19 protein-coding genes, 1 tRNA gene and 1 CRISPR repeat array are annotated in these 16,218 nt (G+C 68.1%); of the genes, 4 read left to right on the top strand and 16 right to left on the bottom strand.

All coding sequences use genetic code 11. From position 1 onward, the window contains the following. The first annotated feature begins 3 nt into the window (after positions 1–3). Entirely contained in the window at positions 4–405 is a 402-nt protein-coding gene (locus EMA09_RS12460; RefSeq protein WP_129841126.1) for a YccF domain-containing protein, read from the top strand. Here the strand turns inward: EMA09_RS12460 and EMA09_RS12455 are convergent. From EMA09_RS12455 to EMA09_RS12445, 3 genes are all read right to left on the bottom strand, one after another. Further along, entirely contained in the window at positions 400–1,029 is a 630-nt protein-coding gene (locus EMA09_RS12455) for a DedA family protein (RefSeq protein WP_129841125.1), read from the bottom strand. The genes EMA09_RS12460 and EMA09_RS12455 overlap by 6 nt on opposite strands. 119 nt (positions 1,030–1,148) lie before the next feature. Continuing rightward, positions 1,149–2,255, bottom strand: a complete 1,107-nt coding sequence (corA, locus tag EMA09_RS12450) for a magnesium/cobalt transporter CorA (protein ID WP_129841124.1) — start codon at positions 2,253–2,255, stop codon at positions 1,149–1,151. A gap of 26 nt (positions 2,256–2,281) precedes the next feature. Further along, a complete protein-coding gene (locus EMA09_RS12445; RefSeq protein WP_129841123.1) occupies positions 2,282–2,770 on the bottom strand; it encodes a YajQ family cyclic di-GMP-binding protein in 489 nt (162 codons plus the stop codon). A 132-nt stretch (positions 2,771–2,902) separates the two neighbouring features. Between EMA09_RS12445 and EMA09_RS12440 the strand changes: the two genes are divergently transcribed. Further along, a tRNA-Tyr gene (locus EMA09_RS12440) sits at positions 2,903–2,984 on the top strand. 172 nt (positions 2,985–3,156) lie between these two features. Here EMA09_RS12440 and EMA09_RS12435 read toward each other — a convergent pair. Together EMA09_RS12435 and EMA09_RS12430 are read right to left on the bottom strand one after the other, a co-directional pair. Beyond that, positions 3,157–4,002, bottom strand: coding sequence for a tyrosine-type recombinase/integrase (locus tag EMA09_RS12435; RefSeq protein WP_240796364.1), 846 nt, complete (start codon positions 4,000–4,002; stop codon positions 3,157–3,159). 406 nt (positions 4,003–4,408) lie between these two features. Continuing rightward, a complete protein-coding gene (locus EMA09_RS12430; RefSeq protein ID WP_129841122.1) occupies positions 4,409–4,918 on the bottom strand; it encodes a hypothetical protein in 510 nt (169 codons plus the stop codon). 550 nt (positions 4,919–5,468) lie between these two features. Between EMA09_RS12430 and EMA09_RS12420 the strand changes: the two genes are divergently transcribed. Next, positions 5,469–6,320, top strand: coding sequence for a DUF3626 domain-containing protein (locus tag EMA09_RS12420; protein WP_168220717.1), 852 nt, complete (start codon positions 5,469–5,471; stop codon positions 6,318–6,320). Here EMA09_RS12420 and EMA09_RS12415 read toward each other — a convergent pair. From EMA09_RS12415 to EMA09_RS12395, 4 genes are all read right to left on the bottom strand, one after another. Further along, positions 6,254–6,664 carry a helix-turn-helix transcriptional regulator gene (locus EMA09_RS12415; protein ID WP_129841120.1) on the bottom strand — a complete coding sequence of 137 codons (411 nt, stop codon included), beginning with the start codon at positions 6,662–6,664 and terminating at the stop codon, positions 6,254–6,256. The genes EMA09_RS12420 and EMA09_RS12415 overlap by 67 nt on opposite strands. Before the next feature lie 573 nt (positions 6,665–7,237). Then, positions 7,238–8,137, bottom strand: coding sequence for a nuclear transport factor 2 family protein (locus EMA09_RS12405; RefSeq protein ID WP_129841119.1), 900 nt, complete (start codon positions 8,135–8,137; stop codon positions 7,238–7,240). Positions 8,138–8,255: 118 nt separating this feature from the next. Beyond that, positions 8,256–9,199: a CRISPR direct-repeat array (repeat unit 29 nt; unit sequence CGGAACACCCCCGCTCGCGCGGGGAGCAC). 75 nt (positions 9,200–9,274) lie between these two features. After that, positions 9,275–10,105 carry an IclR family transcriptional regulator C-terminal domain-containing protein gene (locus EMA09_RS12400; protein WP_129841118.1) on the bottom strand — a complete coding sequence of 277 codons (831 nt, stop codon included), beginning with the start codon at positions 10,103–10,105 and terminating at the stop codon, positions 9,275–9,277. Further along, a complete protein-coding gene (locus tag EMA09_RS12395) occupies positions 10,102–11,046 on the bottom strand; it encodes a zinc-binding dehydrogenase (protein ID WP_129841117.1) in 945 nt (314 codons plus the stop codon). Before EMA09_RS12395 ends, EMA09_RS12400 begins: the two co-directional genes overlap by 4 nt. Before the next feature lie 315 nt (positions 11,047–11,361). Between EMA09_RS12395 and EMA09_RS12390 the strand changes: the two genes are divergently transcribed. Further along, positions 11,362–11,565 carry a hypothetical protein gene (locus EMA09_RS12390; RefSeq protein ID WP_129841116.1) on the top strand — a complete coding sequence of 68 codons (204 nt, stop codon included), beginning with the start codon at positions 11,362–11,364 and terminating at the stop codon, positions 11,563–11,565. Between the two features lie 16 nt (positions 11,566–11,581). Here EMA09_RS12390 and EMA09_RS12385 read toward each other — a convergent pair whose 3' ends face one another. The 7 genes from EMA09_RS12385 to EMA09_RS12355 form a co-directional block, all read right to left on the bottom strand. Next, entirely contained in the window at positions 11,582–12,073 is a 492-nt protein-coding gene (locus EMA09_RS12385) for a hypothetical protein (RefSeq protein ID WP_129841115.1), read from the bottom strand. Positions 12,074–12,459: 386 nt separating this feature from the next. After that, positions 12,460–12,828: a hypothetical protein gene (locus EMA09_RS12380; RefSeq protein WP_129841114.1), complete on the bottom strand. Its 369-nt coding sequence runs from the start codon at positions 12,826–12,828 to the stop codon at positions 12,460–12,462. Between the two features lie 220 nt (positions 12,829–13,048). Next, positions 13,049–13,762, bottom strand: coding sequence for a haloacid dehalogenase-like hydrolase (locus tag EMA09_RS12375; RefSeq protein WP_129841113.1), 714 nt, complete (start codon positions 13,760–13,762; stop codon positions 13,049–13,051). A 2-nt stretch (positions 13,763–13,764) separates the two neighbouring features. Continuing rightward, positions 13,765–14,061 (bottom strand): hypothetical protein, encoded by a 297-nt coding sequence (locus EMA09_RS12370; protein WP_129841112.1) that lies wholly within the window; start codon positions 14,059–14,061, stop codon positions 13,765–13,767. A gap of 166 nt (positions 14,062–14,227) precedes the next feature. Beyond that, positions 14,228–15,022 carry a hypothetical protein gene (locus tag EMA09_RS12365; protein ID WP_129841111.1) on the bottom strand — a complete coding sequence of 265 codons (795 nt, stop codon included), beginning with the start codon at positions 15,020–15,022 and terminating at the stop codon, positions 14,228–14,230. Between the two features lie 13 nt (positions 15,023–15,035). After that, entirely contained in the window at positions 15,036–15,386 is a 351-nt protein-coding gene (locus tag EMA09_RS12360) for a hypothetical protein (protein ID WP_129841110.1), read from the bottom strand. Between the two features lie 389 nt (positions 15,387–15,775). Continuing rightward, positions 15,776–16,138 carry a hypothetical protein gene (locus EMA09_RS12355; protein WP_129841109.1) on the bottom strand — a complete coding sequence of 121 codons (363 nt, stop codon included), beginning with the start codon at positions 16,136–16,138 and terminating at the stop codon, positions 15,776–15,778. Between the last annotated feature and the right edge of the window lie 80 nt (positions 16,139–16,218).

Below are 16,218 nucleotides of genomic sequence, written 5' to 3'. Positions count from 1 at the left end.
GGAGTGCGCACTCTCCTGAACGTCATCTGGCTGGTCCTGTCGGGCCTGTGGATAGCCCTCGGCTACGCGGTGGCCGGACTGATCTGCTGCGTCCTCATCATCACGATCCCCTTCGGGATCGCCTGCTTCCGCATCGCCGGATACGCGCTGTGGCCCTTCGGCTACCGCGTCACCGAGCGCCACGACGCCGGCGCCGCCTCCCTCGTGGGCAACATCGTCTGGCTGATCTTCGCCGGCATCTGGATCACCATCGGGCACATCATCGCCGGCGTCGGGTTCTGCGTGACCATCATCGGCATCCCGTTCGGCATCGCCCACTTCAAGATGGTGCCGATCTCCCTCATGCCGCTCGGCCGCCGCATCGTGCCCACGGACGACGCCCTCCCGCACTACCGGTGGTCATGAGTCCCCGGCGGTCGCCCTGCGGGCGATGATGCGGTGCCGCAGCCAGCGGACGCCCTCGTGCAGCCCCGTGAGCGCCAGCGCGAGCCCCAGGCCGAGCGCCACGCCCCGCAGCGGATTGTCCTCGAACGCCCGGCCGCCCACGTAGCCGATCCCCGCCGAGTACGCGGCCCAGCTCACCGCGGCCAGCGCGTCGTACCGCGAGAACAGCCGCAGCGGATACCCCGTTGCGCCGGTCGTGAGCGTCGCCGCCGTACGGCCGCCCGGGATGTACCGCGCGATCACCAGCATCAGCCCGCCGCGCCGCTCCAGCATCTTCCCCACCCGGTCGTAGGCCCGCTGGGTGCGGCTGCCCGGCTTCAGCCGGGCGTAGATCCGCGCGCCCGACGTGCGGCCTATGAAGTAGGAGATGTGATCCCCCGCGAACGCGCCGAGCGCCGCCACGAGGATGATCAGCGCCAGGTTCGGGTTCCCGTCCGCTGCCGCGAAGACGCCCAGCATGACCACCAGGGTCTCGCTGGGAACCACGGGGAAGAAGCCGTCGAGCTTCGCGACGACGAAGAGCGCCAGATACACCCAGGGGGTGGCGACGAACTCCTCGATCGCGTTCAGGATCGCGTTGTCCACCCGTTCAGCCTAGGCAATGCCCGTGCCCGTTCGGACCCGGCGTTCGGCCACGGTTCTGTCCGACTTCCGTATCGGTCGCTCACGGCCGTACCCGACTTTGGTCATAACCGCGCATCCGGTCACAGCCAGCCGTTGCGCCGGAACCCTCGGTGGATCAACAGGCACGCCACGAGGATCACGCCGACGACGAGCGGATAGCCGAACCGCCAGTGCAGCTCCGGCATGGTGTCGAAATTCATGCCGTACACGCCGCACACCATCGTCGGCACGGCCAGGATCGCCGCCCACGCCGTGATCTTGCGCATGTCCTCGTTCTGCGCGACGGTGACCTGCGCCAGATTGGCCTGCAGGATCGAGTCGATCAGCCCGTCGTAGCCGTTGATCTCGCTCGTCACCCGCGACAGATGGTCGGCGACGTCGCGGAAATAGCTGCGGATGTCCGCGTCGATCGTCGGCAGCGTCGCCTCCGAGAGCTGCTGCAACGGCCGGTCGAGCGGCGCCACGGCCCGCCGCAGTTCGAGCAGTTCGCGCTTTAGCTGGTAGATCTGCCCGGGATCACCGCTGCCGCGCCGCCGCACCGCGGCGAACACCGCCGTCTCGATCTCGTCGATGTCGTCCCGCACGGCGGCGGCCACGTCCAGGTACTGGTCCACGACCTGGTCGGCGATGGCGTGCAGCACGGCCGCCGGCCCCTTGGCGAGCTGCTCCGGGTCCCCCTCGAGGCGCTCCCGCAGCGGTCCGAGCGACCCGTGCCCCCCGTGCCGCACCGTGACCACGAAGTCGGCGCCGGTGAACACCATGATCTCGCCCGTGTCCACGACCTCGCTGCTCGCCGTGAGCTGCGCGTGCTCGACGTACCGCACGGTCTTCAGCACGGTGAACAGCGTGTCCCCGTACCGCTCCAGCTTCGGCCGCTGGTGCGCGTGCACGGCGTCCTCGACGGCCAGCGGATGCAGCTCGAACAGGCGGGCGATGTCGGCGAACTCGTCGGCGTCCGGCTCGTGCAGCCCGATCCACACGAACCGGTCGCGGCGGCCCCGTACGAGCTCGATCGCCTCCCGGTTCGCGATCCGCCCCGGCCGCCGCCGGCCCTCCTCGTACACGGCGCAGTTCACGACGGCCGTGCCGAGCGGGGAGCGCGCCGGATGGCTCAGGTCGACCTTCTCCTGCCCCTGCTGCCCGGACTCCCGCCCGAGCCCGACGGCCCGGCGGAGATGGCGGATCATCGACACGGGAACACCCTTCGGTGTGCTCAGCGGTAATTGACGAACTGTACGGCGAAGTCGAAGTCCTTCTCACGCACCAGCCGCTGCACTTCCTGCAGGGCGTCGCGGCTCTTGGAACTGACACGCAGCTCGTCGCCCTGCACCTGGGCCTTCACGCCCTTCGGCCCCTCGTCGCGGATCAGCTTGGCGACCTTCTTGGCGTCGTCCGTCGAGATCCCCTCCTTGATCCCGCACGCCAGCCGGTACTCCTTCCCCGACGCCTGCGGCTCGCCGGCGTCCAGGGCCTTGAGGGAGATCCCACGCTTCACGAGCTTGGTCTGAAAGATGTCCAGAACGGCCCGGGCACGCTCCTCGGCGTTGGCCCGGATCTCGATCTTCTCCCCGGACCAGGCGATCGACGCGTCCACACCGCGGAAGTCGTACCGCTGGGAGATCTCCTTCGCGGCCTGGTTGAGGGCATTGTCGACCTCCTGCCGGTCGACCTTCGAGACGATGTCGAAACTGGAGTCGGCCATGTGCTGTGGCTCCTCGGAACTGTCGGCGGCCAGGGTCGCCGGACAGCCTAGCCACCCCGTTCGACGGACTCCCCGCACACAACCGAGTGGCGGAGCACCCGGGTGCATCGGGTAAGGTTGGCGACGTTGCGAGGCGGTGTGCCCGAGCGGCCAAAGGGAGCAGACTGTAAATCTGCCGGCTCAGCCTTCCCAGGTTCGAATCCTGGCGCCGCCACTCCAACGATGTGGCCTCTGACCTGCGGAGACGCGGTCGGGGGCCACGTTTTTTCTCTTGCGCCCCATCCGGCGGAATGTCTGCCCTGTCCCGGTTTGTCTCGCCTGATTCCGCGTGCTGACCAGCGCGTGTGGGGCATGTGTGGGGCAGCGTGGGGCGTTCTTCGCGGGTCTCAGGTCACCGGTCCGGCGAGGCGTGCCGCGATCTTGGCGTTCTCGGCGTCGTCGGTGTCCTTGATGAACCGTGTGTACACCCGCAGCAGCACGGTGACGCTGTGGCCGGCGCGCTTGGCGGCGGTCTGCGGGGCCACACCGGCGCTGAGCCACGTCGATACGCAGGCATGGCGGAGGTCGTAGGGCCGCTTCGCCAGATCCGACTCGTACTCCTGCGGCGTCAGCACCGCTTCGCGTGCCCGTGCCCAGACCTCGCCGTAGCTGCTTTCGTGCAGCAGGCCGTTCCGCAGCGTCCGGAAGATCCGTCCGTCCGGGGCGGTGCCGTACGCCTCGATGTGCCAGCGGAGCAGGGCCACGAGCTGGGGAGGGATGGGCACGGTGCGTACGGCCTTGCGGGAACGCTTCTTGAGCCCCCGCTGGTCGTGCGTCTCGCCGCTGTCCGTCCAACCGCGCCCGGACCGCGGCCTCGTCTTCTGGAGCCTGATGCAGCCGAAGCCCCGGCGTGGGAGATGGCACTGGCTCGGTCGCAGTTCGAGCAGTTCGGCGGGACGGGCGGCTGCGTAGTAGATGCAGCCGAAGAACGCCACCAGTCTCCGGCCTCGCTTGCCCTGGTTGCCGACTGCTCGCAGCAGGGAGCGTGCCAGTTCGGGGTTGGGGACGCTCGCCGGGTCGATCTCCTCGTCCACGGGCTCGGGCAGCGACCAGCTGATCCGGGGGATCAGGTTCTCGCTGATCAGCCCGGCGTCCATGGCGAAGACGACCGCGTTGTGGAAGATGGCTCGCTTCCGGGTGATGGACGAGGCCGCGGTGTCGGGCCGGGCCTCGGGCACATCGAAGACCCGCAACGGAATCGTCGAGGCGATGCGCGCCCCTGCGCGTGGCCCGCAGCCCGGCCATCAAGGTTCGGACGCAGACCGACAACTGTCATGGACCGGCGCCCACAGCGATTACTCGCGCCTGTGCACCGCTGGACGCTCTCCATCGAGCCGACAGGCGGCACCACGCCCGTGCTGAGCCGCTCCGAGTAGCGGCGTTCGACTCGGCCAAGGCGCGTCCCTCAGCGAGCTGCCCGGTCACCCGTTCAAAGACACGTTCGGCGACGGTGAGTGGGTCCGGCTCGGCCCGCACTTCCCCATTCGAGTTCGTCCAGTACCGCGCGCAGCGCGGTGATCTGTTCCAGCGGCGCAGGATCCAGTGCATGGACAGGATCGTTGGAGGCTGCCGAACCGCAGCGAGCAAGAACCGGACACTTCAGCTGCCTGCTTCTGTTGCCGACCGCTTACTCAAGAACTCCTGCGCCGCCTCGACGGCTTCCCTGTTCAGCTCCTCCACGGAGACTCCCCAGCCCTCTCCCCACTCGGCCAGGTTGAAAGCGCACGAGACGAGGGACTGCAGTTCTTCGGGGTAGCCAAGGTCATAGGCGATGTCTGCCCAGATGATGTGGGTGCCAGCGGCGGGATCCATGGTGCCGTCGGCAATCTGACCAGCGATCCAGTAGGCCATCGCCCACTTCGCGTCGCGCGGGTCAGCGGGCGGCTGGAAGAGCAGTCCCAGCTCCTCGAGTACTTGGTCGAAAAGCTCTGGCGCTTCGGGCTCCTCGCTCCGGAGGAGGCCGGCCAGCATGGCGAGGGAGGGACTCTCAACCCCAGCAATGAGCGCGTCGAGCCCTGTCCGGATGAGCCGGTCGGACCCGATGTGCCTACCAAAAGCCCGCTCTCGCGCGATGTGGCGGAGCTGCTTGAGGGCCTCATCGTGGGTCATCAGAGTCATCGTGGAACTGCACTCCGTCGTAGTGGGCCATGCTGAGGTGGCGATGCTGGATGCTGGGTGGTGAGGGCGGTCAGGAGCCGGCTCAGGAGGTCTTCGGAGAACGAGGTGCCGCGATGGTCGATGTCGTCGCCGGGGGTCAGGCTCGACAGGTAGTCCGTCGCTGACGATGGCGGATGGGCCGACCGCCGGCGGCCTGCCGTTGCCGTCGCCGTGAGTCCACAGCAGGCGCGGCGATCCGCTCGTGTCGTCCGGTCGTCCGGTCGTGTGTCCAGTGGCCATTGGCGGCAGTTCGCAGCTGTCGGCGTCGGCGCGCCAGCCCTTGCGCTCGTAGGGTCGTCGTGCATCCACTTCCCCATGCAGGTCCCCTCCGCTCGACGTGAGTGGGAGCATGACGGTCCACCTACTGGTGAAGAGGCAGTGTCCCGACCCTGCGCTATTCGGCGTGCGTGGTCGATGCTAAGGCCGCTGGACTTCGGCATGGCTGTAGCCTGTCTGACAAACTGAAGTGCGTTGAGCAGCACCGTCCGTGCAAACTCCACGCATGGGTGCTGACATCGTCGTATCGCTTCAGGAGAAGGCTCTGCAGCATGTGGCTGTTTCCTGCGGAGGAGAGCCGCTCGCTGGAGACCTCCGGGTGACGATGCACTTTCATCCCGATCGTCCCGCAGGACATCGTCTGACTCTGGCCCAGATGGTGGAAGACGGTGTTTACCGATCGCAGTTCGTGACAGGTACGAGCAACGGTGGTCTCACTGCTCATCCTGGTGGAGACCGGTGGCGTTGGGAGAGTCGTATCTTTGGCGGTGCGTACGACGAAGCCCCGGCTGACCAGCGCCCCGTATACGGAGCGCTGAACTACCGCCAAGACCCGGTCGGTGGTGCACCGCGGTTCGGCTCTTCGTACTTCAGACTCAACATCGAGACCCTGAGACGCACCACGTTCTGCTACCCCGACAGTTCCACCGAGCCCTCCGACTTCGGCACAGCAGACCGTTGCTCACTCATCGAGTTGGCCGAGGCGGGCAAGTTGGATGCCCTGGACTGTCACATTGAGGCGCAGATTCACGGACGGGTCGGGTTCGACTGTGACGTCGAGGCACTGGTGTTGGACCCGAGCTATCGCGGGACAGAGGTTGAAGTAGCAGCTCATCGCCTCCCGTGCCCAATCGAATGGCACCCAGGTTTTCGGCTCAGCGTGGCTGAACTGCGACGTCATTCAAGCTACCGGGGGCAGGAATACGTTGACCTGGGTGTCGAGATCGCCGTTGACGGCCTGCTCAACCCCAAGGTCATCGGGGATGCGGCCCGCACTGGCCGGTACGGCCTTCAGGACCTCAAGAAGGTCTGGCACTGCCTGGCGCGCTTCGGAGTACGCACACCGCCTGCTGGGTAGCAGCGCCCCTCTGGACTGGCCGACCAGGCTCGTTGCTGCGGGATTACCTGATGCATGGGGCTGTCGGTGGCGGGCAGCCACCAGGGCCAGTCTTCCGGGCGCACGAGTTCCTGCGGAATGTCGAAAACGCGGGCGAGAACGCGTTGCAGTTCCTCGCCCGGATACCGTCCGCCGCGCCGCTCGGGGTGTTCGAAGTCGGCGATGCGCTGGCGGGTGATTCCGGACCGCAGCCCTTGCCGTACGAGTTCACGGCGGACGAGGCCGGCCAGGTCCTCGAGGGACAGGCCGTGGCGGTGTCGCAGGTAGGCGAGCGGGTGTCCTGCCGGGTGCTGTGTCGTCTGCACGGGCCGATTCCACCAGTCGCGCGACGGGTCGGTGGCCCGTTCGCCCGGATCCCGGCACATTGGCGAGTGGGGTACGGCCGGGGTACAGCCGGTTCCTTGTCCGCCTGCCGCGGCCGCTGGTTCAGTGGCTGGGCGAGGCCGCGCCGGCGGCCGTTCCGCCGGATCCGGCCGGACGGTAGTCGCGTGGCTACACTGCGCGCGTCAGTGTCCGCCTGGCCGTCGGACCGGGCCGTCCCACGCCTCGTCACGCCCTCTCCCGAGGGCTCCCCGGCCATGCAGTGAGTGAGCCTTCCGGAAGGAATCGAGCCTGTGAGCAACATGACCGAGGCCGCCACCGACGCGGACCGTCTGCGCGGGGAGATGGTCGATCAGCTCGTGGAGCGCGGGGACATCACCTCACCCGCGGACTGCGGCAGATCCTGGCCTACCACGCGCTCTTCACCTGGAACCGATCCGGCCTTCCTGCCCGCACTCAGACGATCCTCGCCCACGCGGCACACGAAGCCGTCGTGAAGACCGAGGGATAGCTTTCGCTGACCCCGTAGCCACCGAGGCGTCCGTTCCCGAACAGGACTACTCGATCGTCGCCACCCAGGTCGGTGCGTCCAGGAAGAGGTCCTCGCTGGTACGCCAGACCTCGATCACCAGGTCACGTCCGTTGGCGGCTGTGTCGATGCTGTAGGAGTCTCGCCACTCCTTGGTCTCTCCGGGGGCGAGGCGTCCTTCGAGGTGCTCCTGGTCCTCGATGTACACTGAGTCGACGGTCCCACCGTTGGTCGCGCCCTCGACCGACAGGTGGAAGTCGCCGAGGTCGATCGGTTGCTCGCTGTGGTTGGTGATCGTGATCTCCACCCAGAAGGGTGTGTGTCCCTCGGTGAGTGTGGAGAATTCGCCGAGGCTGTCGTCCGGAATCTCCGAGACTCCGGTGACCGTGGTCGTGGCGCCGTCGCTCCAGTCGTGACTCTTGCCCACGGGGAGATCCGTGGGGACGGTGTCGGCGGGGTCGTCGGCTTCCTGGTCGTCGGCCGCGTCTTCGTCGCAACTGTCGTCGCGCCACGCGCCGTCCTCCCAGATCCAGCGTGCGCCGTCCTGGTCGCCGGACTCGTCGATGGCTTCGATCCCGGTGGTGCCGCGGACGCGGGCGGTCGTCCCGTCGAACTCGATGATGTCGAGGTCTTCGAGGGAGACGTCACCGTAGAAGGCGTCGATGAGTTCGAGTGCCTGGGCGGTCTCCTCGGGGGTGGTCCGCTCGCGGCAGTTGGCGGACTGGCTGGCGAGCAGGGCATCGACGTCGCCGTCATTGATCGCGGCGAGGTTGTCCTCGACGGCTTGGCGGAGTTGCTCCCGGGAGCCGCCGGCGGCGGATGGACGGTTGCCATCGTCGCCGTCCGAACTGCATGCGGCGGCGGCCAGGGTAAGTGCGGCTGTCGTGAACGCGGCCACGATGCCGTGCCGCGCGCGGGTGAGTCTCATGACCAGGAGCTTGCCGTAAGTGACATGGGCATACCGGCAGAGTGATCGTTCCGTGACGGTACAACCAGAGGGGGGACGGAACACCCCCGCTCGGCGGAGATGAGAGCGCGCACCGTGGCGGAACACCCCCGCTCGCGCGGGGAGCACTAGCGGGTGCCGCGCTCGTTGTACTCCTCCCCCGGAACACCCCCGCTCGCGCGGGGAGCACAGCAGTCTCGGCAACCCGAAGTTTCGCGTCACCGGAACACCCCCGCTCGCGCGGGGAGGACCACCTCACGGACTCGCTCCTCGACTGGGACCCCGGAACACCCCCGCTCGCGCGGGGAGGACGCGCCGAGGCCGGCGAGGTAGAGGTAGCCGGGCGGAACACCCCCGCTCGCGCGGGGAGGACAGGCCGTTTTTAGACCGTAGTCCCGGCCGTTTCGGAACACCCCCGCTCGCGCGGGGAGCACTGTACGTCGATGGTGAGCTGCGCTGCCCGCACGGAACACCCCCGCTCGCGCGGGGAGCACGTCCATCCCGTTGGCCTGCCACACTCGCCACAGGGAACACCCCCGCTCGCGCGGGGAGCACGAAGGCGGCGGACGCCCTCGCCGACGCGGCCAGGGAACACCCCCGCTCGCGCGGGGAGCACGCCACCAATGCCGACCGCCTGTACGGTCGGGTCGGAACACCCCCGCTCGCGCGGGGAGCACGCCACGCCTGAGCTGATCGGTTCGGTGGTTCTCGGAACACCCCCGCTCGCGCGGGGAGCACGTGGACGGCTACCGGAAGCTGGCGGACGGCTACGGAACACCCCCGCTCGCGCGGGGAGCACCTTGTCAGCGCTGAGAGGTACTGTCGGCCCCACGGAACACCCCCGCTCGCGCGGGGAGCACCGCACCGTCGTCGCCGACCTCGACCACCGCCTCGGAACACCCCCGCTCGCGCGGGGAGCACTGCGATTGCGGCGGACACCGTCGAGGCGGTGACCGGAACACCCCCGCTCGCGCGGGGAGCACATCAGCACGGCGAGACCGCGGCGGAGGCGCTCCGGAACACCCCCGCTCGCGCGGGGAGCACCCTTTTTGACCTGCGGTGTTAGAGCGGCTTTGCCGTTTCTTGACTGGTGGCGTCTGTGGTCATGCGTTCATGGTCTCAGAGGTGCTGGTTCGGGGTTGGGTGGCGTGCGTAGGCGCTGAGTTCTGCTGCTGCTTTTCTGGTTGCCGTGATCACTGTGTCGGTGATGTGCGGCATGACGGTTGCCGGTTTGAGCAGCAGTGCCGAGCCCATGATCAGGTCGCCCCACATGATGGGGGCCGCGCAGCTGTTCCAGCCCGGTGAGCATTCCTCGAAGCCGGTGGCGTAGCCCTGTTCGCGGATCTGTTCCAGTGAGCGCAGCAGTGCGTCGTTGTCCTGGTAGGCGCCGGGGCCTGCTTCGGTGGGGACTGGTTCGGCCAGGACTCGTTGTTGGATGGCTCTCGGCAGGTGCGCGAGGATGGTTCGGCCGCTGGCTCCGGTGCGCAGTGAGCGGGTCACTGTGAGGACTTCGCGTGGTGTCATGCCGAGTTCGCCGAGGTCGGAGTCGCCGACGGCCATGTCGATGCACTGGCGTTGCGCGCCGCCGAAGGGTGCGAGGACGTAGAGCATGGCGAGGCCGCCGTCCGTCGTTTCGCGCAGTCGGTCCAGGACCGCGCGCGTTGTGGTGCCGGGTGCGTTTGCCAGTGCGTGGATGCCCATGGAGGCCGTGCGTGTACCGAGGCGGTACCGGCCGCGGCCGACGCGTTCGAAGACGCCGAGGTGTACGCCCGTCTGCAGGATGCGGTAGACGGCCGAGTCGTCCAGGCCGGACGCGCGGGCCAGCGCGCCGGGGCCGTGGATGTCGCCGCCGAGGTCCGCGAACGCCCGCTGCACGCGGAAGACGCGCTCCGCGTGCCCGGTGCCGCCCAGGCGGATCGCGGCGCCCTCCGTCCAGACGTCGTCCGTCATGTCGTCGGGTCGAGGGACAGCTTGCCGACGTGCTCGCGCGTCGCCAGCGTGGCGTGGGCCGTTGACGCGTCGCCCAGGGGGAGGACGCCGCCGTGCACGGGTTTGACGGCGCCCTTGCGGACGGCTTCGAAGAGCGCCGTCATGCTGGTGGGCAGGGCCTCACGGTCGCGGTAGAGGTTGGGCAGCCAGAAGCCGGAGACGGTGATGGACTTCTCCAAAAGCGCCCGGATGGGCAGGTCCGCCGGGCGACCGGAGGCGAAGCCGTACAGGGCGAGCCGCCCGTGCGGCGCGAGGGCGTCGAGGACGCGGGACAGCACGGGTTCGCCGGTCATCTCCAGTGCGACCTGGACGGGGCCGCCCGCCGCGTCGAGGATGCGGGCCGTCAGGTCGTCGGCCGTCGAGTCGATCGCGGCGTCCGCGCCGAGGTCGCGGGCGAGCCGGCGTTTGCGTTCGGTGCTGGCCAGAGCGATCACCGTGGCCCCGGCCTCCCGGGCGAGCTGGACGGCGAGGGAGCCGAGCCCGCCGCCTGCCGCCGGGACGACGACGGTCTCGCCCGCCGCGACGCGGGCCGTCGTGAACAGCAGGTGCCAGGCCGACTGCCCCTGGAGCGCGAGCGCCACGGCCTGGTCGTCGGTGATGTCGTCCGGCACGGCCCACGCGACCCGTCGGTGCAGCAGGGCCTGCTCCGCGTAGCCGCCGCCCTGTGTCAGCCCGACGAAGCGCCGCCCGTCCTCCGTGGTGCCGACGACCTCGTTGCCCGGGACGTACGGCAGCGTGACGGGGGAGAGGTACGTGTTGCCGCGGACGTGGACGTCGGCGAAGTTCACGCCGGCACGTGTCACCCGCAGCAGATGGTGCGCGGCGCGGGGCCGCGGTTCGGGGATTTCCCGCAGACGGAGCACCTCGGGACCGCCGAACTCCTCCATGCTGATGGCGCGCACTTCGCTCCTTCGGGATTCCGACTTCGCCCCCGGGGAGATTAGTGCACACCTCTGCCATCACGGAAATCGAGTTGCGCAGATACTTTCTCGCCTGCCGAGAAAAAGCCGCAGAAGCGTTTTTCCTTCTCGTCCCGCGAGAGGCGGGCGAGACGCAAACGACCTGGTGCGGCGCAGCGTTGACATACGCCGAGTGGTTGCGTAAGAAGTGCCCGAGCGGGTGGGTGTCACGTGAGGATGGGCAATGATTGATCGATCCGACGCGCTTTCCGGATTCTTTCTTCGGGCGCTGCGATGACTTCTGACGCGGCGTGTCGAGTGCGGTTCCGTCTGCCGGGCGGAACGGAGATCACGTTCGACCTGAAGGACGGGCACGAGACGGGCGTCCCCGGGCTCCTCCGTGACCGGACGACGCTGGCCGCTGCCCAGCTGCTGATGCCGCACCTGTCGCCGGTGCTCATCGTGGCGGCGCTCGGCCTCGACCCCCGCCTGCTGGACGAGGCCGGTACCGACGCGGCGTGACGTCCGCGGGGCGGGGCTACCCGGCGGGGCCTCGTTCGACGTCCTGCAGGTGTCCGATCAACGTCAGCACCGCCTGCCGGCTGCCGGGGGAGAGCCGGGCCGACTCCCGCGCGATGTCGCCGATCCGCTCCTCCGCCAACGCGTCGAGGAGAGCCGGCGTGCGCAGCACCCGGAGCGCCGATGCGGTCCGCTCGGCGGGGAGCGCGGCGGCCGTCTCGGTGAGTGCGCGGACGTGTTCGTCCCGGAGCGCGTCGAGTAGGGCGCTGCTGTCCAGGACGGCCCGCACGGTGTCCCTCCGGTCCGCGTCGAGGGCGTTCATGCGCAGCGCGACCTCCCGCGTCTCGTCGTCGGCGACGGCCTCCAGCCGGCGCAGCCTGTCGAGGAGGTTGTCGACGACGGGCGGTCCGGCCGGGACGTCCGCCCCGTCGACGGCGATCTCCCGCACGCCGCCTCGCTTGAGCGCGTGCAGCAGTTCCAGTTCCGATTCGGATAATGGCGCGTTGGACAATTTCTTGGACAGGCTCTGTGAGCGCTTCCAATGCCTGGATTCGCGTCGGTATATCAGAAGCCTTCGACCGCTCAAGCGCTCCCGCCACCCTGTCAGCCAGCTCCCATGTCTCTCCCTCGCTCGGGTTCACCCAAAGGCAAGCCATCGACGTGCTGGGTAACACCCTCAGGTGACCCGACAACGGCCCCTGGAGATCGGCCCATCGCCGGCCAGCCCCTGACACTGCCATCGGAATTGCCGACAACCGTCGCGGAAGCCCCCTCAAAGCACACCCTGACGAGGCTTCTGTTTTGCTCCTGCCACCCACTACTCACCAGCCACAGCATGGATGCAATGATCGAGCGGGGTTGGTGCGCGGTTGATGACCATGATTCATCCAGTCTTGCTTACCGTGAATCGACAGCATATGCGATGTCGCGTACGAGCGCGTTTGCTAGCGACACTGCCTGCTCTTTGAAGAATCCAATCCTGGTGAAGAATTCCTGCTCGGATGGAACTGTTGCGACGGTGGCGGTTAGCGCGGAGAAGAGGATATGCACCTCCTCAATCGAAAGGCCAATATCGCGGCCGGTCAGCTTCTCCTTTACTCGCCCCAAACTCGCTCGATCAACCCCGGCGCGAACCACAGAAGCGATATCCCCATCCTCGCGATCCCTCAAGAACGACAGCACCTCTCGAATCAAGTCGCGTTGCGGCTTTCCGAGGCCCAGTAAACAGAGATCACCTTCTAGCGTGACACGCAGGGTTGTTCTCATGGCATCACGCACCTCCCGCTATCCATGAAGGTGTCATAGTCATATCTGCAGCCGTGAATCATGTAGGGATTCTCCCAGAAGAGGATGCCGGTGTGCCACAGGTCATGCGGGCGTCGCGCGGGTGGCCCTGCGGAGCATGCAGATCCGCGATCAACGATGGCCGTTGAGTTGGGACGTCGGTGCCTGCTGGCCGTTGACCGCGGTGACGTGCAGTGAGGCCCTACTGGGTCAGGGTAGTTATGGAGGCCAGCAGGTCTCCGGCGTTTCGTAGGCTGGGCAGGACGAGGTTGGCGCCAGCTCGTCTGAGATCTGTGGCGGAGCTCTTGCCGCTTGCTATGCCGATCACCAGTGCGCCGCCTTCCAGCCCAGTGCGGACGTCTTCGAGCGAGTCGCCGACGATGACGGTGTTGGACTGGGTGAACTCGATGCCGTGCTTCTTCTCTGCGCGGTCCTGGGCGATGCCGACGAGGGCGGGACGGTGCTGGTCGTCGGAAGCGAAAGCCCCGATGTCAAGGTCGAGGTAGGGGGTCAGTGCGAAGGCGCGGAGTTTGATCTCGGCGTTCGGTTTCAGATTCCCCGTGACCACGGCCGGGAGAAGGGAAGGTGCCGTGTACACGGCTTGGAGCGATTCCATCGCGCCCGGCAGGAGTGTGCCGCTGTGCTTCATCTCTTCGACGTGTGTGGCTAGGCGTTGGGGCAGGCGTTGCACCATCCGGGACAGCAGTCGGGGGACGTCCCGCTCGGCCACGCCGTTGTCCAGGAGGAGCGTGCGAATAGCGAGCGGCATCGTCACTCCGGTGCCCCGTTCGGGGAGCTTCTCCGCGGGCCGGCCGACGACCTGGTGGAACGTCTCGCGGTAGACCTGTCGGTCCGTGTCGCCGACGTACAGGAGTGTGCGGTCGATGTCCCAAAGGACGAGTACGGCGTCGGACATGGTCAGGGCTCCGTCCGTAGCAGGCAGGCGTCCCGTTCGGTGACGTCCGCGGCGTGGGTGGTGTGGCCGTCCGCGGCGAGTTCGTCGGTGCACGCCTGCACGTGTTCGTTCAACCGGGCAGACTGGAGCCGTGCGGCTCGCGACAGGGCTTCGTGCGCCGTGGTGCAGGCTGCTTCGACGTCCCGCATGCGGAGGTGTGCGGTGGCTGCGCGGGTGAGGAACTGGGCTCGGGTCCGCAACTCGGCGGTGTTGATTGCTGCCTCGGCAGCGGCGAGGCTCTCCATGTCGTCCCCGATCAACAGCCCCAATGTCAAGAATCCGACCGCGCAGCTGTTCCGGTCGACATCGGCGGGAGCGGCTGCTGGTGCAGCCGCCGCGGCCCCCGGTCCGGGGCGGCCGTGGCCGCCGGTGCGGGAGACGCCGTCAGGAGCGCAGCTGGCAGCAGGAGCAGGGCTGCTGCACGCTTCACCGCCGGTCCCCTTCCCTGATGGCGATCCAGCCGGCGTCGATGAACCCCTGGGACCCGATGTCGCCGCCGACCTCGGGGGCGTCCGAGGCGATCTCGGGGGACACCGGGGTGTTCTTCCAGTCGCCGTCTTCCCAGACCACGTCGCCGGTGGCGGAGATCAGCTCTGTGTGGCGTTCCTCGCCCTCCCCGGCGGAGTAGGTGAGGCGGACGAGCGTGCTGACCCGCACGTGGTCGGCGGACAGTTCTTCCCACTGGACGCCGATGACCCATGAGTTCACTGTCGCCCCGGGCGGGATCGGCCCGGTCTCGGGGATGCCGACGTGGCTGCGCATGACCTGCGCCCCCTGGTCCGCCAGGGCCAGCAGCTCGTCCTTGTCGTCCTCGGTCGCGTAGACGCGGATGTTGCGGCGGATCTCCTCCGGGTCCCACGAAGAGGCGTAGCGGCTGCTGGAGACCAGCACGGCGATGGCGCCCTCGGGCGTGTGCGGAAACCCGGTCGGCAGGCCCTCCGTCTCGCCGCTGCCCACCGGCAACTGCACATACTGCTCCGGGGCGGTGTACCCGTCGGAGGGCGGCAGGGTTTCGACGGAACCGTCATCGTCGTCACCGTCCGGGCCGGCTGAGGAGGACGAGGCAGCGGGTGCTGCTCCGCTACCGCCGTCCTCGCCGGAGCCGCCGCCGAACAACAGAGCACCCAGCAGGCCGCTGGCGAGGAGGACGACCAGTCCGGCGAGAACGAGAATCGTCATGCGCATGCGGCGGTTGGCCGCGCGTTGGAGTTCGAGGATCATTGCCCCGCCCCTGTCAGGTGACGATCAGCGACACGACGCCGCTGGCGAGGCTGACCGCGGACAAACTGGCGATCCTGCGCATGGGGCTGTGGGCACCCTCCGCCGCGAGGCGGCTCCTTTTGCGCCGGCCGACCATCATCACGCCACGTGCGATCAGACCGGGCATCCTACGCAGGACCGGGAACCGCTTTACCCAGCCGATCCAGTCCGATTCCAGCCCTCTGAGCCCTACCGGTGTCTCGGCAGGGCAGTCCGACCCGCAGTCCTTGCCCAACAACACTGCTGATGTCGGCATCCCCGTGCAGACCAGGCCGAGCCGGGCCGTTCTCCCGGAAACGGTGGCCGTTTCAACCGTGAATTCCACCCCGGCGCCCCCTGAGGTTGTGTACATGCCGTCGGCCAGTGAGCGGTGTGACGCTACCATGCCGTTGTGTCACACCGGTATGCGTGATTACTGACCGTTACGGGCGTCGGGGTGCCTGACGGTGGGGGGATGTGTGGAGAACCGCGGCGACAGCAGACCTATGGCGGGAAGCACGCTGGGCGCGGCGCGCCGGGAGGGATGTCTCTCACGCGGACCAGGACAGGTCCTGGTCCGCCACGTGTCCTTTACTTGGAACCGATCCGGTCCGCCCCCCCCCGTATCCAGACGATCCTCGTTCACGCGGCACGGGTGGCTGTTCGCTCATGGTGCCTGAAGGCGCTGTGTGCGTGAACTGATCAGGCGCCGCCGGAAAGGGGCGGCGCCAGGGTTCAGCGGTGGTGTCGGCGTAGTCGGGCGGCGGTCAGGGCGAGCCGTGCTGCTCCGATGACGGGTGGCACGAGGGCGGTCTCGGCCGCGATCAGTGAGCCGGTGAGGGTGATCGTGCCCAGCAGGAGCCATACGAGGGGCAGTATCAGCGCCGGCGCGAAGATGAGTGTTGTCGCCAGCCGTTTCTCGCTCCGGGGCCATGGTGTGGAGCGCCACAGGCGGAACGTCGCGGCGGCCGCGCTCGCGAGGGCGAGCGGTATGCCCGCCACCGGGAGGTAGTAGAGAGGGACAGGCAGTACGGCGAGGGCGAGCGTCAGGTTCGTGCGCGACCTGCTCTCCGGCTGGTTGGTGGGCTCGTCCTCCAACGCGGCCTGTATGAGGTCCTGCGGGCTGCCGAGCTGTGGGTCCGCGAGGGTGTGACAGATGCGTCAGCAGTGGCGCTCGC

Origin of the sequence: Streptomyces sp. RFCAC02, from assembly GCF_004193175.1 — a bacterium.
Classification (GTDB): Bacteria; Actinomycetota; Actinomycetes; order Streptomycetales; family Streptomycetaceae; genus Streptomyces.
The sequence above is the reverse complement of the archived record's forward strand: the minus strand, read 5'-3'. Positions and strand labels throughout refer to the sequence as shown.

Excerpts from the sequence above, each read along its gene's own strand:
- EMA09_RS12405 (WP_129841119.1), bottom strand. The coding sequence starts at position 8,137 with ATGAGACTCACCCGCGCGCGGCACGGCATCGTGGCCGCGTTCACGACA.
- EMA09_RS12375 (WP_129841113.1), bottom strand. The coding sequence starts at position 13,762 with ATGTCCGACGCCGTACTCGTCCTTTGGGACATCGACCGCACACTCCTG.
- EMA09_RS12380 (WP_129841114.1), bottom strand. The coding sequence starts at position 12,828 with ATGAGAACAACCCTGCGTGTCACGCTAGAAGGTGATCTCTGTTTACTG.
- EMA09_RS12445 (WP_129841123.1), bottom strand. The coding sequence starts at position 2,770 with ATGGCCGACTCCAGTTTCGACATCGTCTCGAAGGTCGACCGGCAGGAG.
- EMA09_RS12430 (WP_129841122.1), bottom strand. The coding sequence starts at position 4,918 with ATGACCCACGATGAGGCCCTCAAGCAGCTCCGCCACATCGCGCGAGAG.
- EMA09_RS12420 (WP_168220717.1), top strand. The coding sequence starts at position 5,469 with ATGGGTGCTGACATCGTCGTATCGCTTCAGGAGAAGGCTCTGCAGCAT.
- EMA09_RS12400 (WP_129841118.1), bottom strand. The coding sequence starts at position 10,105 with ATGACGGACGACGTCTGGACGGAGGGCGCCGCGATCCGCCTGGGCGGC.
- EMA09_RS12365 (WP_129841111.1), bottom strand. The coding sequence starts at position 15,022 with ATGATCCTCGAACTCCAACGCGCGGCCAACCGCCGCATGCGCATGACG.
- corA (WP_129841124.1), bottom strand. The coding sequence starts at position 2,255 with ATGATCCGCCATCTCCGCCGGGCCGTCGGGCTCGGGCGGGAGTCCGGG.